Here is a 14,788-nt window from a genome sequence, read left to right as displayed (position 1 = left end):
TTTGGTCAAGCTTAATTAGATCAAGCGCGGGACGCCGACTATGTTGCTCAACCTGTTCAACGAAATGCGTGCGGCCAAAGTGCCGGTTTCGTTGCGTGAACTGCTCGACCTCATCAACGCGCTGAAGCAGCGCGTGACGTTCGCTGACATGGACGAGTTCTATTACCTCTCGCGCACGATTCTGGTGAAGGACGAGCGCCATTTTGACAAGTTCGACCGGGCGTTCGGCGCGTATTTCAATGGCCTGGAAAAGCTCGACGATCACTTGCAGGCGCTAATCCCCGAAGACTGGCTGCGCAAGGAATTCGAGCGTTCGCTGACCGCTAAAGAGCGCGCGCAGATCCAGTCCCTGGGTGGCCTGGACAAGCTGATCGAAGAATTCAAGAAGCGTCTGGAAGAGCAAAAGGAGCGCCACGCCGGCGGCAATAAATGGATCGGCACCGGCGGCACCAGCGCGTTCGGCTCAGGCGGTTACAACCCCGAGGGGATTCGGGTGGGCGACGCCGGCCAGCGCCAGGGCAAGGCCGCGAAGGTTTGGGATCAACGCGAGTACAAGAATCTCGACGACGGGGTTGAACTGGGCACGCGCAACATCAAAGTGGCGCTGCGGCGCCTGCGCAAATTCGCGCGCCAGGGTGCGGCGGACGAACTGGACATCGACGGCACCATCGATCACACCGCCCGTGACGCTGGCCTGCTGAACATCCAGATGCGCCCGGAACGTCGCAACACCATCAAGCTGTTGCTGCTGTTCGACATCGGCGGCTCGATGGACGCCCACGTGAAGATCTGCGAGGAACTGTTCTCGGCCTGCAAGACCGAGTTCAAGCACATGGAGTATTTCTACTTCCATAACTTCGTTTACGAGTCGGTGTGGAAGAACAACCAGCGCCGCACCTCCGAGCGCACCGCTACCCAAGACCTGCTGCACAAGTACGGCGCGGATTACAAAGTGATCTTCATCGGCGACGCCGCCATGGCGCCCTACGAAATCACCCAGCCGGGCGGCAGCGTCGAGCACTGGAACGAGGAAGCGGGTTACGTCTGGATGCAGCGGTTCATGGCCAAGTTCAAGAAGATCATCTGGATCAATCCGTACCCCAAAGATGCCTGGGCCTACACCACCTCCACCAACATCGTGCGCGACTTGATCGAAGATCAGATGTACCCGCTGACGTTGCGGGGGTTGGAAGAAGGGATGCGGTATTTGGCGAAGTGATGCCGAGCCCGTAGGAGCGTGGCTTGTCCCGCGATCGGCGACGCAGTCGTCGTAAAACCGGATTGTGGCGTACATCAGGCGGAACGCATCTTCCAATTGCTGCCGGTTCCCGGCAGATCGCGGGACAAGCCACGCTCCTACAGCGGACGGCGGACGAGATTCTGGAATCCCACCTGCTCCCGATGCGCCGCGTCCTGCACCGCCGCCTTCATCCGCACCACACTCCCAGGCAGTTTCTGCGCCAGCCGCGCGAGGGAGAGCGGCGTCAGCGCGCCCAGCCTTGGATAGCCGCCGATGGTCTGACGGTCGTTGAGCAGGACGATCGGCTGACCATCCGGCGGGACCTGGATGGCGCCGAGCGGGATGCCTTCGGAGATCATCGGTTTGCCCTGATAAACCAGCTCCGGCCCCAGCAGGCGCATGCCCATGCGGTCGGCGCGGCTGTCGAGGGTCCAGTCGCTGTTAAACGCATCGAACAGACTCAGGCCGCTGAACTGGGCGATTTGCGCGCCCAGCACCACGTCCAGCGGACGCTGATCGGAAAGGTCGGGGATGAGGTGATCAGGCAGCGCGTGAAGCGCAAACGAAGTCCCTGAATAGCTCAGTTGATCGCCTTCAGCCAGCGCTTTGCCATTTCCTTCGAGCCCACCCAACCCTTCGCGCGTGACGGTAGCGCAGCTGCCGAGCACATCGACCGCCGCAAATCCGCCGGGCGCGGCGAGATACGCGCGGGCACCGATGATGGGCCGGGTAAAACGTAGCTGCTGGCCTTTGCGTACAAAGAAGCTGCGCCACGGCGCAATCGGGCGATCGTTGAGCATGGCACCCAGATCCGCACCGGCCAGCGCCAGGCAGCAGTCGGATTCGGCCAGCAGCGTCAGACCGCCCAGGGTCACTTCGATAACGGCAGCGTCCAGCGCGTTGTTCAGAAGTTTGTTGGCCCACGACATCGACACCCAGTCCAGCGCCCCACCCTGGGTGACGCCGAGGTGTCTTACGCCAAACCGTCCCGCGTCCTGCAACAGGCACAGCGGCGTGCTGCTTTTTACCGTCAACGCGCTCATGCCAGGCCCTCCAGCGGCGTGTCGTCGCCGCCCAGACGAATGAATTCTGCGTGATCAATGGCGGCAAAACGTACGGTGTCGCCGGGCTGCATCAGGCTGTAGCCGTCGATTTCGCGATCAAACAGTTTGGCAGGTGTGCGCCCGAGGATGTTCCAGCCGCCGGGCGACTCCAGCGGGTAGGCCGCGGTTTGCCGTTCGGCGATGCCGACACTTCCCGCGGCAACGCGCTTGCGGGGTGTCTTGATGCGCGGCGCGGCGAGGCCTTCTTCCACCAGGCCCATGAACGCAAACCCCGGAGCGAAGCCCAGGGCGAAGACCTGATACTCGCGCTGGCTGTGGCGGCGAATCACTTCTTCCACCGACAGCCCGCTGCGCCTGGACAACAGGCTCAACTCGGGCCCGACGCTGAGGTCGTACCAGACCGGCAACACATGCTGCCGACCGCTTTGGGCGGCGTCGGGTGTGAGGTCTTTCAGCGCATCGGTAATGATCGCCCGAGCCAGTGTCGGACTCAACGCCAACAGATCGTAATGCACCATTAGCGTGGTGTAGGACGGCACCAGATCAATCAATTGCGCAGCAAAACCCTCGCGCAGACGCATCGTCGCGGCGAGCATCCACGGCATATTGGCCTCGTCGATGGCGTCGAACAGACGGACCATCAGGCAGTCGATGGCGACGACTTCGATGCGCAGGTTCACGGGGCCGACGGTCCGGCGTCAGTGCCGTTCAACGCCTGACGAATGCGCTGGACCGCGTCGATGGAACTGGCGTTGTCACCGTGCACGCACAAAGTCTGTGGTTGCAGCCGCAGCTCGCTGCCATCGCTGGCGATCAAGGCTTCGCCTCGGGACAAGGTCATGGCCTGGGCGATGATGACTTCCGCGTCGTGATGCACGGCGCCGGGAAGGTTGCGCGAGACCAGACGCCCCACATTGTCGTAGGCCCTATCGGCAAAGGCCTCGAACCACAGCGTGACGCCGAATTCATCGGCGATGGCTTGCGCCGCCGAGTTGTCGCGCATGGCCAGCAGCATTAGCGGCAGTTCGGGGTTGTAACGGGCGATGGCCTCGATAACGGCGCGCAGTTGCGTCGGATTGGCCATCATGTCGTTGTACATCGCGCCGTGGGGTTTGACGTAGCTGACGTGGCTGCCCTGGGCTCGGCAAACGCCGTCGAGCGCGCCGATCTGGTAATGCAGCAGGTCTTGGATTTCTTGCGGTGAACAGGTCATCGAGCGGCGGCCGAAACCCACCAGATCCTGATAAGCCGGGTGCGCGCCAATGGTGACGTTGTTGACCAGGGCCAGCGCGACGGTCTTGCGCATGACGCTCGGGTCGCCGGCGTGGAAGCCGCAAGCGATGTTGGCGCAATCAATGTAGGGCATGACCTCGGCGTCCAGACCCATGGTCCAGGCGCCATAGCTTTCGCCGATATCACAATTCAATAACAGGCGGCTCAAAGGCGTGACTCCTGTGCGAACGAAACGGGGAGAAGCTCGAGTGTACGCGCGGGGTTGTCAGGTTGGCAGCGCGGGACACGGGGCTGTGCGTTGGGGGCATTCTTCGGCGCGGATGGCCGAAGCGTCCAACTAATTAAAGCGCGGGGGGAGGATAAGAAAAAGTGAACGGTGCGGAGGATCTTCGCTGAATGGTATGGCCCCTTCCCGGCTGAAGCCGGTCCTACGAAGTGCCGGCCATTGTAGGACCGGCTTCAGCCGGGAAGGCGTCAGTAGCATCACTGCCCAATCAAGCGGGTGCCGGCAATGAGCATCAACGCCAGTCGCGCCCCACCGGTCGCACGTGATGCCGACCCACAAACACCCAGTCAATGAACACCACAATGCTTTCGATGACCAGCGAAAACAGCAACGCGCACAGCAGGCCCCAGCCGATGACTTCCGGCGACAACAGCACCTGCCAGGTATAGCCATTCCAGGTTTCGTCGCGGATGCCGGTGTCGGCGGCGGTCAGCACATGCCAGGCGCGGGAGTACCACGGGCCTTGCAGCGCCAGCCATTCACGGTCGAGGGTCTGATTGCGGGTGAGCAGGTTGCTGATGTTGTCAGCGTCGGTGCGGAACACCGGATCATCGCTGCTGCGGTAATGCTGGATCAGGGCCTGCACGTCGCCATTGAAGAACCGCTGGGCGGTTTCGGTATAACCGCGCAGGCTTTGTTGCGCTTCCAGCATGTGCGCTTCGACGCGCTTGCTGTAATCGCTGATGAAGCCTGGAATCTGCACGCCTATCAACAGGCCTGCCGTGAACAACACCAGTCGTATATAGCTGCGCAGCATAGATCCCTCTCTCTCAGGCCGAGCCTTCGGCAACGCATTCGCCGCGGCGCCAAAGACTCCAGTGACCCGGTTCGTAGCGATTCCAGGTCTCGTTTTCGGTCAGCGGCTCGGTAGCGATCACCGTCACCACATCGTTGGGCGTGGTTTCTGCCTGGAAATCGACGATGACGTCGACATCTTTCAGGCGCGCCGGGCCAAACGGGGCGCGGCGGGTGATGTGCACCAGCTTGGTCGAACAGTAGCAAAACAGCCAGTCGCCATCACTGAGCAGTGCGTTGAATACGCCTTTGCTGCGGTACTCGTTGCAGGCCTCGACCAGAGTCGGCAGCAACTGCTCGATCTCCACGGGCTCGGGAAACGCTTCACGCACCCGGTTGAGCAGGTCGCAGAACGCCGCTTCACTGTCGGTATCGCCCACTGGCCGATAAAACGTGGCACCGGGGTGAAAATCCGCGAGCTGACCGTTATGGGCGAAACACCAGTTGCGCCCCCACAGTTCGCGCACAAAAGGATGGGTGTTGGACAGACAGACCTTGCCGACGTTGGCCTGACGAATGTGGCCGATGACCACTTCGCTCTTGATGGGGTAACGCTGGACCAGTTGCGCAACTTCCGACTCGCTGCTCGCGGCAGGGTCCTGAAACAGGCGCAGGCCACGCCCTTCGTAGAAACCGATGCCCCAGCCGTCGCGGTGCGGACCGGTACGGCCACCGCGCTGCATCAGCCCGGTGAAGCTGAACACGATGTCCGTCGGTATGTTGGCACTCATGCCCAGAAGTTCACACATGCTCGGGTCTCGGTGCGTTGAAGCACGCGTCTGGGAGGATGCCGGTGATCATCACAGTTTGGGTTCGACGCGATAGCGGCCGCTCGGCGCAGGTGCTGGCGATGCCGCCGGCGACGGGCTGGCGAAGCGTCCTGCAGGCTGGTCCGCGTAAGGCTCGTCGTGTTCCTTCTGCTCGGCGGCAGCCTGTGCAGCGGCAGCTTCGGCGTGGGCCAGACGGGCTTTTTTCTTGCGCAGGAACGGCAAGCGGATCAAGGCGTAAACCAAGTAGAGGCCCAGCGCGACGGCGCCGTAAGTGGCGAGGTCGAGCACGGCGCGCCAGACGTTGTTGCCGACTTTCAGCGCCAGATCCAGCACGCTGATCGCCAGCGCCGGGGCGTATTGATCCTTGGCCGGATCGACGATGGTCGGGCAGAACAACAGCACGGCGCCGATCACGCGCAGGGGTTCGCGCAGGTAGCGCCACATCCAGCCGGTCAGCTTGGACCACACCAACAGACAGCCCAACGCGGCGAACGCGTAAAGGCCCCAGGCAATCAGATAGTCGTTGTCGGTCATGACGTCCGTGGTAAGGCAGGTAAAGAGGCGCTTATGATAACGACTTTTCACCAGCCCGGCTTCCCCGGCTTCAGTTATCGGTCCGCCGCGTGTCCAGCAAAGGGCAGCGCGACCGATCCCTTTTAAATGAGCCCACGTGAGAGAGCCCAGCATGCCTTCCGCCCCACACACTGCCACCGCCCCCGTCGCCCGCAAGGCTGACGGCGCCGACCCGTACGCCTGGCTGCAAAACCGCGACACCGATGAAGTGCTCGATTACCTCAAGGCCGAGAACGCCTGGCAGGAACAGCAGCTCGCCGACCTGCAGCCGTTGCGCGAAACCCTGTTCCAGGAGATCAAGGGCCGCATCCTCGAAACCGATCTGTCCCTGCCCTCCCCCTGGGGCTCGTATCTTTATTACACCCGGACCACCGAAGGCGACGAATACGCCCGTCACTACCGCTGCCCGCGCCCGGCCGATGACTCCCAGACCCTCGACGAAAGCGCTGAAGAATTGCTGCTCGACCCGAACGAACTGGCGGGCGGTGGCTTCTTCTCCCTCGGCGCGTTCAGCATCAGCCCCGACCATCGGCGCCTGGCCTACAGCCTCGACACCAGCGGCGAGGAGGTTTATCAGCTGTACGTCAAAGAGCTGAGCAGCGGCGCGGTCAGCAGCCTGCCGTTCGAAGACTGCGACGGCAGCATGACCTGGGCCAACGACAGCCAGACCCTGTTCTTCGGCGAACTGGACGACACTCACCGTCCGCACAAGCTGTATCGCCACAAGCTGGGCGAAGCATCCGCCGAGCTGGTGTTCAGCGAGCCTGACGGGCGCTTCTTCCTGCATTGCTACCGCAGCAGCTCGGAGCGGCAGTTGATCGTCGGGCTGGACAGCAAGACCACCAGCGAGGCCTGGGTGCTGGACGCCGGTACACCCGAGCAGGCGTTCGTGTGCATGGCGCCGCGCAGCGAGGGGCACGAATACTCAGTGGACCACGGGCTGATTGAGGGCAAGTGGAGCTGGGTCATCCGCAGCAATCAGGACGGCATCAACTTCGCGCTGTACAACGCTCCGGAAAAAAGCGATGGCATCCCGGAGCGGAGCGACTGGCAGAACCTGATTGCCCACAGCGAGACGGTCATGCTCGACGGTTTCAGCCTCAACGCCAAAGGCCTGACCTTGAGCCTGCGCGAAGGCGGTTTGCCGATCGTCGAAGTGCATCCCCAGGGGCTGCCGGCGTACCGCGTGCAACTGCCGGATGCGGCGTACAACCTGTATGTGCAGGACACCCTTGAATTCGACAGCGACAAGATTCGCCTGCGCTATCAGTCGCTAAATCGTCCGCCGCAGGTCTGGCAATTGTTGCTGGCCACCGGGGAAAAAATCGTACTCAAGGAAACGCCTGTTCTGGGTGTTTTCGATGCCGATGCCTACGTCAGCCAGCGATTGTGGGCGACCGCCGCCGACGGTACGCAAGTGCCGATCAGCCTGGTGGTCAAGCGCGAATTGGCCGGTCAGACCGTTCCGCTGTATCTGTACGGCTATGGCGCGTACGGCGAAAGCCTCGACCCGTGGTTTTCCCACGCGCGACTGAGCCTGCTTGATCGCGGCATCGCTTTCGCCATTGCCCATGTGCGCGGCGGCGGTGAGCTGGGCGAGGCCTGGTACCGCAACGGCAAGCAAGAGCACAAGCAAAACACTTTCAGTGACTTCATCGCCTGTGCCGAACACTTGATCGCGGAGAGCATCACCACTGCCCAGCAGTTGGTCATAAGCGGCGGCAGCGCCGGCGGCCTGTTGATCGGCGCGGTAGTGAACCAGCGTCCGGAGCTGTTCAAGGCGGCCATCGCTGAAGTGCCGTTCGTCGATGTCCTGAACACCATGCTCGACCCTGATCTGCCCCTGACCGTCACCGAGTACGACGAGTGGGGCAACCCGCAGGAGGCCGATGTTCACGCGCGGATCAAGGCCTACGCGCCTTATGAAAATGTCATAGCGCAGGATTATCCGGCCATGCTGGTGATCGCGGGCTATAACGACAGTCGCGTGCAGTATTGGGAGGCGGCCAAGTGGGTGGCAAAACTGCGTGATCTAAAAACCGACGATAACCTGCTGTTGCTCAAGACCGAACTGGGTGCAGGCCACGGTGGCATGAGCGGGCGCTATCAGGGATTGCGTGACGTAGCACTCGAATACGGATTTATTCTGAAAGTGCTGAATATGGCCTAACCAAATCTGCGCGAGTGGTGTGTCACATGGCAAGCCCCGGACGCTGTAAAGTCCGGGGCTGCTCTCACGCCAGCCAGTGCTTCACGCAATCTCCCTGAACACTCAACAAGAACTCGCCATGTCTACATTACTCAACAAAGAAATCCGCGACATGCTGATGGACTGCGGTCTGTTCATAGCCCTGACGCCTGCAGAATTCGCCGCCGCTGCGGGGTACTTCAGCATCAGCAGCATTGAAAAGGGCGACGCGATCTTCAACGAAGGCGACGCGGGCACGTTCATGTGCATTATTCATTCGGGCACGGTGTCGGTGCAGAAGCTCAACAGCGACGGCCAACCGGTGGAGACCGCCGTACTGCGCAGCGGCAGAGCGTTTGGCGAAATGGCGGTGCTGGACGGCGAACGCCGCTCGGCCACATGCATCGCCGCATCGTCGTGCTACCTGCTGAACCTTGGCAAGGATTCGCTGGAAAAGATGCTCAACGAGGCACCGAAAGTGGCGGCGAAGATCATCCGCGCGATCGCGGTGGCCATGTCGAAGCGGCTGCGCATGATGGACGGCCAGGTGGTGACGCAGCACGATTGAGAGCGTCGAGCGTGAGTCAGGGACTGGGCTTGGCCGACGGCTGCAAGCCGGGCAATGCCTCATCGTCCTTTGGCGGACCTGGCTGGGGAATCTTCGGCAATAACGGCGGGTTGCCTTGCCCGCCTGCATGGGGAACGCCCGGCGGTGCCACTTGCGGGTACGGCGTTGGCGTCGCGGTGCCGGGCGAACCCTCGGAAGCCGCGATGGGCTCGGGTGTATTCAGAACAGGCTGCAGGCTCTCGGCAGACGCTTGCGACGCGCCGAGCACAGTGATGACAATCGTCAGTAGAATGGAGCACTTCATCGTTGGCCTCCCCTGCCAATCTTTCGCTTACCGCTCAGGCTACTCCTGCGCAACCCATCGCGCTCTGACAAATTGCGCTGCATGCGGCCCTACCCTTTTGACGAGTTATCCATGAAACGTTTTGTTCTGCTCGACACCACTCCGATCCCTGATGACGGCGGCGCCTTGTGCCTGTTCGAGTACGGCGAAGATTTTGTCATCAAGATACAGGGCGGCGACGGCGGCCAGTTGATGAACACGCGCATGCACGGCTCCGAAGACGCCCTGGCCGAAATTCCCTGCAAGAAGGTCGCTGCCCGCCTCAACCCTCGGGTGCTGATCGGCGGGCTTGGCATGGGCTTCACCCTGGCGTCGGCACTCAAGCACCTGGGCAAGAACGGCGAAGTGGTGGTCGCCGAACTGGTGCCCGGCGTGGTGGAGTGGAACCGCGGCGCATTGGGTGAGAAATCGGGCAATCCGTTGCAGGACCCGCGCGCCAAGGTGGTGATACAGGACGTCGCTCAAGTGCTGAAAGCCGAACCCCAGGGCTTTGACGCGATCATGCTGGACGTCGACAACGGCCCCGAAGGCCTGACGCAAAAGTCCAACAGCTGGCTGTATTCGGCCGGCGGTCTTGCGGCCTGTGCCAGCGCGCTACGCCCAAAAGGCGTGCTGGCCGTGTGGTCCGCCAGCGCCGATGCGGCCTTCAGCGACAAACTGCGCAAGGCCGGTTTCAAGGCTGAAGAGGTCAAGGTCTACGCCCACGGCAACAAGGGCACACGGCATACCATCTGGATCGCTGAAAAACTGAAGGGCTGATCGACGGGCAAAGCGCTAGACTTGCCTGCATTGCTCTCCATCGCCAACAGAACACGAAACAGGTGACGCCATGAGTTCGGCCAACACGCCAACCAACACTTCCAAACTGGACCGCATCCTCGCCGACGCCCAGCGTGATCGCGAAATGGGTTACCGCGACAAAGCCCTGCGCATGTACCCCCACGTCTGCGGCCGCTGCGCCCGGGAATTTGCCGGTAAACGCCTCAGCGAGTTGACCGTTCACCACCGCGACCACAACCACGACAACAATCCCCAGGACGGCTCCAACTGGGAGCTGCTGTGTCTGTACTGCCACGACAACGAACACTCGCGTTACACCGATCAGCAGTACTTCTCGGAAAGCTCGACCAGCAGCCCGAAAACCGCCAAGGCCACCCACAACCCGTTCGCCGCGCTGGCCGGGTTGATGAAGAAGGACTAGAAGACGAGCTGCAAGTTTTGAGCGGCAAGCGGCAAGTAAAAGCACAGCGGCGTTTGTCGGGCCACCCTTAACCGCCTCTTGCAGCTTAAAGCTTGAAGCTGGCCGCTGCTTCTTTCCCCTATAATCCTGCGCTTTCTCTGATGAGCACCCTCCCCCGTGGCCAACAAACGCTATGCCTGCATCGGCTTGTTCAATCCCAAATCCCCGGAAAACGTCGGTTCGGTGATGCGCGCAGCAGGCTGCTATGGCGTGGCGTCGGTGTTCTATACCGGCAAGCGCTATGAGCGTGCGCGTGATTTCGTCACCGACACCAAAAAGATTCATCAGGACATTCCGCTGATCGGCATCGATGACCTAAGAAAGATCATCCCGCTGGGCTGTGTGCCGGTGGCCGTGGAATTGGTCGAAGGCGCACGGGCGTTGCCCGAGTACACCCACCCGGATCGCGCGATTTACATATTCGGCCCGGAGGACGGTTCACTGGATAAGGACATCCGCGATTGGTGCGAAGACGTGGTGTACATCCCCACGACGGGCTGCATGAACCTCGCCGCGACGGTCAATGTCGTGCTTTACGACCGCATGGCCAAAGGCATCAACACCCGCTCCGGCCCGCAGTTCGGACGGGAAACCGATCGCACCTGACGTCCGCGCGCTGACAAAACGCATTGAACAGTTTGCGCTGCTGACAGTCAGCTTTAAGGACCCTACCTTTCACGGAGAACGCATCATGAGCGACACCCCGATCATTGAACGCATCGAACGACCTTTGCACGACTACCCGGAGCAGAACGTACAGGGCTGGGAGCGTATCGGCTCGCTGGCAGGTGGTGTACTGATGATGGGCAAGGGTCTGCGCCGCGGCGGGATCTTTGGTCTGGTGCAACTGGCAATCGGCGGCGCCGTACTGGCCCGTGGCATCACTGGCCACTGCTCGGCGAAAGCGTTGATCGACAAGAGCCGCAGCGAGATGGACGTGGCCCGTTCGCGCATCGAAGAAGCCGGCGCCGAGCTGAGCAAGCTGAAGACCAAGGCTGAAGTCGCTGTAGAAGACGCTGTCGACACCGGCGCCGACGCGTTGAAAGGTCCGAAAGGCGTCTGATCCACGCTGCATCGCACGCAAGCTCGTGACGGCTGAACCGACAGCCTCACGAGCTTTTTGCTTTAGCCCGCGCGAAAAATCAGGTAATCCTCCCAGTCGTCCTCCGGCACGCTGCCTTCACTGAGCATGCGGCCGGACTGAGAAATACGCTGCTTGTGCACCTGTTCCCGGTCCCCGCACACCAGGTGGTGCCAGAGCGGCAAGTCCTTGCCCTCGCTGACCAGCCGATAGCCGCAGGTGGGCGGCAACCACTTGAATTCATCAGCCTTTCCCGGCGTCAGCTGAATGCAGTCCGGGACCTGGGCGCGACGATTCGGGTAGTCAGTGCAGGCGCAGGTCTTCAGATCCAGCAGCTTGCAGGCAATGCGCGTGTAATAAACGCTGCCGTCGTCCTCGTCCTCGAGCTTTTGCAGACAGCACAAACCGCAGCCGTCACACAGCGACTCCCACTCGACTGCATCGAGCTGCTCGAGGGTTTTGCGTATCCAGAAGGGTTCTACGAAGGCGGCCATGATTCTCGCGCAAACAGCTGTGGGGCAATGAAAGGCCGCCAGTCTAGAGGCACAAGTCATTTGGGCCAAGCATTGGCGACTGTCGGTAAAACGCGTTCTCCGGCTGGACCTGCTTTGGCGGGGTAATGCGGTCCGCGAAACGCCGAGCCCGCGTCGGCCGCTGGCTGAGCTGGCGGCTGAGGGGGATTTCAGTTTGTAAGGACTGGACGCTGGGTTTTAGTGGGACCGGCTTTAGCCGGGAAGGCTTCGGGGGCCACGCCGCAAAATGGATGGCGTACACACCGGCCTCTTCCCGGCTGAAGCCGGTCCCACTCATCGCTGTGTCAGCAGGACCGGTTTCAGCCGGGAAGTGCTCAATACCCCTTGGCGAAATCCACTTCGCCGCGTAACGCCTCGCCGGCGGTGTAGGCCTTGAGGTTGTCCACGAACAGCTGGGTCATCGCCGGCGGCGAGGTCGGCGCCGAGCTGTGACCGGTGAGCAACAGGCCCCATGCCGTCCAGAACGGGTGACGCTGGGGCAATGGCTCCTGCCGGCAGACGTCAATGACCGCCCCCGCCAGATGCCCTTCTTTCAGCGCTTCGACCAGATCCGCATCCACCACCGCCGTGCCCCGCCCGACGTTGATGAACAACGCCGAGGGCTTGAAGCCGGCAAACAGTTTGGCGTTGTAGAGGTCCTGGGTCTGCGGCGTGTTGGGCAGCAGATTGATGACGAAATCAACCTCGGCCACCAGACGCGGCAGGTCATCCAGCGCAGCCACCTCAACGAACGGCGCCTCAGTCCGCGCACTCGACGCAACGCCATACAGCTCAACGCCGAACGGCACGAGGAACTGCGCCACGCAGCGGCCAATGTCGCCCGTCCCCACGATCAACGCCTTGCGTCCGGACAGGCTGCGGCCCATGCGGTTGTCCCACTTGCGCTCGACCTGACTGACCAACCGCGCCAGCACCTCACGCTCATGCACCAGCATGTAGGTCAGCACGAACTCAGCCATCACCTGACCGAAGATGCCGACGGCGCGGGTCAGTTGATAGTCGCGGTACAGCCCGTCTGCCAGCAGCGGCGTGATGCCGGCCCAGGTCGATTGCAGCCATTTCGGTTTGTGGCCCTGGCGCAGCAGATTCGCCAGCAGGTCAGGCTGACCGAGCCAGATCGGCGCCTCGGCGGCCATTTTCGACAGTTCAGCGGAGTGACCGCTGCTCAACACTTCGATTTCGGGGGCCGCCTGGCGGAGGAGTTCGGTGTAAACGGGATAATCGTGTTCGGCGATCAGAACGCGCATGGCTTCAAAACTCGAATAAACGGGGCATGCGACCGCGCAGCGTTCCGGACCGCGCTCGATTGAGCCGGTCAGGTCTGACGCATGCGACGGTCCGGTGTACCCCTGCGGTGGATTGCAGGGTCAGAAATCGATCACATCGGATCGTTGCGGCGCAGCAGCTCTTCGGGCAAGTGCTCGATGTAATCGTCTTCGGCCGGTGGCATCTGCAGGTGGTAACCCTGCTTTTCCAGGTTGGCGAGCACCGCATGAATGTCTTCACGGGCCAGAGCGCGTTCTGGCGACAGGACCAGGTTGAAAGCGTGCTGCGGCTTGCCGAACGCAGTCAGCAATTCTTCAGGCACACGCTCCAGAGCGTCGCTCTTGAGGACATACAGGTACATTTCGTTCCTGCGCGGGCTGCGGTAGATGGAGCAAATATGTTTCAAGGCTGTTCTCCGGCATTGGCCAGGCTGTCGAGCAGCATCTGGCCCATCAATTCGCGGCGCCAGCCACGCAGCGATTCGGGCAATTTATAGGGACCGTCTGGGTAACCGGTCTTGAGCAGGGCTTCGAGGGTCTTTTTGCGCAGCATCAATTCCGGGGCCATGTCGAGGCGCTCGGCTTGCTGCTGGCCAATGACGCGCAAGCTCTTCAGCACGCTTGAAGCCTCGATCGGCAACGGCTCCGGCAACGCGGGCGGCCACAGATCCGGCGACACGCTGCCGGCTTTTTTGATCAGGTCGAGCAGAAACTCGCCGTCCTGACGCACGGTCTTGGGGTGCATATCATCGATTTTCGCCAGCGCGGAGAGGTTGTCCGGCTGGGATTTTGCCAGCGGCCACAGCGAGTGCTCGCGCAACACGCGGTTGCGTGGCTGATTGCGCAGGCGCGCCTGCTGCTCGCGCCAGGCACAGAGCTCACGCAGCACGGCGAGTTGCGCCCGGGACAGCTTCCACGCCAGCTTGGCGTCGCGGTAAGCGTCATACGGATCGGTTTCGCGGCGCAGATTGGCGACCAGCTCGGCACCGTCCTCCAGCACCCAGGCGTACTTTTCATCGGACAGACGCGGACGCAGCAGGTTGTACACCTCCGCCAGGTGCACGGCGTCTTCGGCGGCGTAGCTGATCTGGGTTTCCGAAAGTGGGCGCTGCAGCCAGTCAGAACGGGTCTCGCCTTTCGGCAGGTCGATGTTCAGCACTTCCTGGACCAGACGCGAATAACCCATCGAGAACCCGAGGTTCAGGTAGGCCGCAGCCAGTTGCGTGTCGAACAGCGGCGCCGGCAGACTGCCGGTCAGGCGCAACAGCACCTCGAGGTCCTCGCTGCAGGCGTGAACGACTTTGATGACGTCAGGGTTTTCCAGCAGCGCGGCCAGAGGTCTCCAGTCGCTTATCAGCAACGGGTCGATCAGGTAAGCGCGTGAACCGTCGCCGATCTGCAACAGCGCGGCGATGGGATAAAAGGTGTCGACCCGCATGAATTCGGTGTCGAGCGCGACGTAGGACAGGGTCTGCCACTGTGCGCAATGTTCGGCGAGGCTATGGTCGTCGCGAATCCAGTGAATATCGATGGCCACACGGCTCTCCCTCGAAGAATGGCGCGCAGTATATATCGCTACAAGCGGTTACCGGGCATCCGTCCTGCAAGT

At 61.8% G+C, this 14,788-nt stretch carries 18 protein-coding genes; 7 read left to right on the top strand and 11 right to left on the bottom strand.

Going from position 1 to position 14,788, the window contains the following annotated elements; all coding sequences use genetic code 11:
* Window positions 1-40: 40 nt before the first annotated feature.
* Window positions 41-1,219, top strand: a complete 1,179-nt coding sequence (locus SLW75_RS11730) for a vWA domain-containing protein (protein ID WP_410934519.1) — start codon at window positions 41-43, stop codon at window positions 1,217-1,219.
* A gap of 137 nt (window positions 1,220-1,356) precedes the next feature.
* Here the strand turns inward: SLW75_RS11730 and SLW75_RS11725 are convergent, their stop codons facing one another.
* The 6 genes from SLW75_RS11725 to SLW75_RS11700 all read right to left on the bottom strand — a co-directional run bounded on the left by SLW75_RS11725 (window position 1,357) and on the right by SLW75_RS11700 (window position 5,922).
* On the bottom strand, window positions 1,357-2,283 hold the full coding sequence (locus SLW75_RS11725) for a biotin-dependent carboxyltransferase family protein (RefSeq protein ID WP_410934518.1): 927 nt from the start codon (window positions 2,281-2,283) through the stop codon (window positions 1,357-1,359).
* The gene (locus tag SLW75_RS11720; RefSeq protein WP_410934517.1) at window positions 2,280-2,984 is read right to left on the bottom strand and encodes a 5-oxoprolinase subunit B family protein; all 705 of its coding nucleotides are present in this window, start codon (window positions 2,982-2,984) and stop codon (window positions 2,280-2,282) included. Before SLW75_RS11720 ends, SLW75_RS11725 begins: the two co-directional genes overlap by 4 nt.
* Window positions 2,981-3,745 (bottom strand): 5-oxoprolinase subunit PxpA, encoded by a 765-nt coding sequence (locus tag SLW75_RS11715; protein ID WP_410934516.1) that lies wholly within the window; start codon window positions 3,743-3,745, stop codon window positions 2,981-2,983. The genes SLW75_RS11720 and SLW75_RS11715 overlap by 4 nt, the downstream gene beginning before the upstream one ends.
* Before the next feature lie 310 nt (window positions 3,746-4,055).
* Entirely contained in the window at window positions 4,056-4,580 is a 525-nt protein-coding gene (locus tag SLW75_RS11710; protein ID WP_192132068.1) for a DUF2937 family protein, read from the bottom strand.
* Between the two features lie 13 nt (window positions 4,581-4,593).
* A complete protein-coding gene (locus SLW75_RS11705) occupies window positions 4,594-5,367 on the bottom strand; it encodes a class II glutamine amidotransferase (RefSeq protein ID WP_065986787.1) in 774 nt (257 codons plus the stop codon).
* A 51-nt stretch (window positions 5,368-5,418) separates the two neighbouring features.
* Complete coding sequence (locus tag SLW75_RS11700; RefSeq protein WP_410934515.1) at window positions 5,419-5,922, bottom strand: MFS transporter; 504 nt, start codon at window positions 5,920-5,922, stop codon at window positions 5,419-5,421.
* Between the two features lie 151 nt (window positions 5,923-6,073).
* Here SLW75_RS11700 and SLW75_RS11695 point away from each other — a divergent pair, with 151 nt between their 5' ends.
* A complete protein-coding gene (locus SLW75_RS11695) occupies window positions 6,074-8,131 on the top strand; it encodes a S9 family peptidase (RefSeq protein WP_410934514.1) in 2,058 nt (685 codons plus the stop codon).
* Between the two features lie 118 nt (window positions 8,132-8,249).
* A complete protein-coding gene (locus SLW75_RS11690) occupies window positions 8,250-8,717 on the top strand; it encodes a Crp/Fnr family transcriptional regulator (protein WP_369319715.1) in 468 nt (155 codons plus the stop codon).
* Window positions 8,718-8,733: 16 nt separating this feature from the next.
* Here SLW75_RS11690 and SLW75_RS11685 read toward each other — a convergent pair whose 3' ends face one another.
* Window positions 8,734-9,021, bottom strand: coding sequence for a hypothetical protein (locus SLW75_RS11685; protein WP_410934513.1), 288 nt, complete (start codon window positions 9,019-9,021; stop codon window positions 8,734-8,736).
* 111 nt (window positions 9,022-9,132) lie between these two features.
* Between SLW75_RS11685 and SLW75_RS11680 the strand changes: the two genes are divergently transcribed.
* From SLW75_RS11680 to SLW75_RS11665, 4 genes are all read left to right on the top strand, one after another.
* On the top strand, window positions 9,133-9,819 hold the full coding sequence (locus tag SLW75_RS11680) for a spermidine synthase (RefSeq protein ID WP_410934512.1): 687 nt from the start codon (window positions 9,133-9,135) through the stop codon (window positions 9,817-9,819).
* A 70-nt stretch (window positions 9,820-9,889) separates the two neighbouring features.
* Window positions 9,890-10,261, top strand: a complete 372-nt coding sequence (locus SLW75_RS11675) for a YajD family HNH nuclease (protein WP_037013952.1) — start codon at window positions 9,890-9,892, stop codon at window positions 10,259-10,261.
* 156 nt (window positions 10,262-10,417) lie between these two features.
* On the top strand, window positions 10,418-10,906 hold the full coding sequence (locus SLW75_RS11670) for an RNA methyltransferase (protein WP_410934511.1): 489 nt from the start codon (window positions 10,418-10,420) through the stop codon (window positions 10,904-10,906).
* 85 nt (window positions 10,907-10,991) lie between these two features.
* Window positions 10,992-11,363 (top strand): DUF2892 domain-containing protein, encoded by a 372-nt coding sequence (locus tag SLW75_RS11665; RefSeq protein WP_065986777.1) that lies wholly within the window; start codon window positions 10,992-10,994, stop codon window positions 11,361-11,363.
* A gap of 62 nt (window positions 11,364-11,425) precedes the next feature.
* On the opposite strand, the gene SLW75_RS11660 is transcribed toward SLW75_RS11665, so the two are convergent.
* The 4 genes from SLW75_RS11660 to rnd form a co-directional block, all read right to left on the bottom strand.
* Entirely contained in the window at window positions 11,426-11,875 is a 450-nt protein-coding gene (locus SLW75_RS11660; protein WP_410934510.1) for a YcgN family cysteine cluster protein, read from the bottom strand.
* 353 nt (window positions 11,876-12,228) lie between these two features.
* Window positions 12,229-13,161, bottom strand: coding sequence for a D-2-hydroxyacid dehydrogenase (locus SLW75_RS11655; protein WP_410934509.1), 933 nt, complete (start codon window positions 13,159-13,161; stop codon window positions 12,229-12,231).
* 131 nt (window positions 13,162-13,292) lie between these two features.
* Complete coding sequence (locus SLW75_RS11650; RefSeq protein WP_065986773.1) at window positions 13,293-13,586, bottom strand: YcgL domain-containing protein; 294 nt, start codon at window positions 13,584-13,586, stop codon at window positions 13,293-13,295.
* On the bottom strand, window positions 13,583-14,716 hold the full coding sequence (gene rnd, locus SLW75_RS11645) for a ribonuclease D (protein ID WP_410934508.1): 1,134 nt from the start codon (window positions 14,714-14,716) through the stop codon (window positions 13,583-13,585). Before rnd ends, SLW75_RS11650 begins: the two co-directional genes overlap by 4 nt.
* Between the last annotated feature and the right edge of the window lie 72 nt (window positions 14,717-14,788).

The sequence above is a fragment of the Pseudomonas sp. W5-01 genome (assembly GCF_046540435.1).
Lineage (GTDB): Bacteria > Pseudomonadota > Gammaproteobacteria > Pseudomonadales > Pseudomonadaceae > Aquipseudomonas > Aquipseudomonas graminis_B.
Note: the sequence above shows the minus strand (reverse complement) of the source record. Positions and strands in the feature narration are given on the sequence as shown.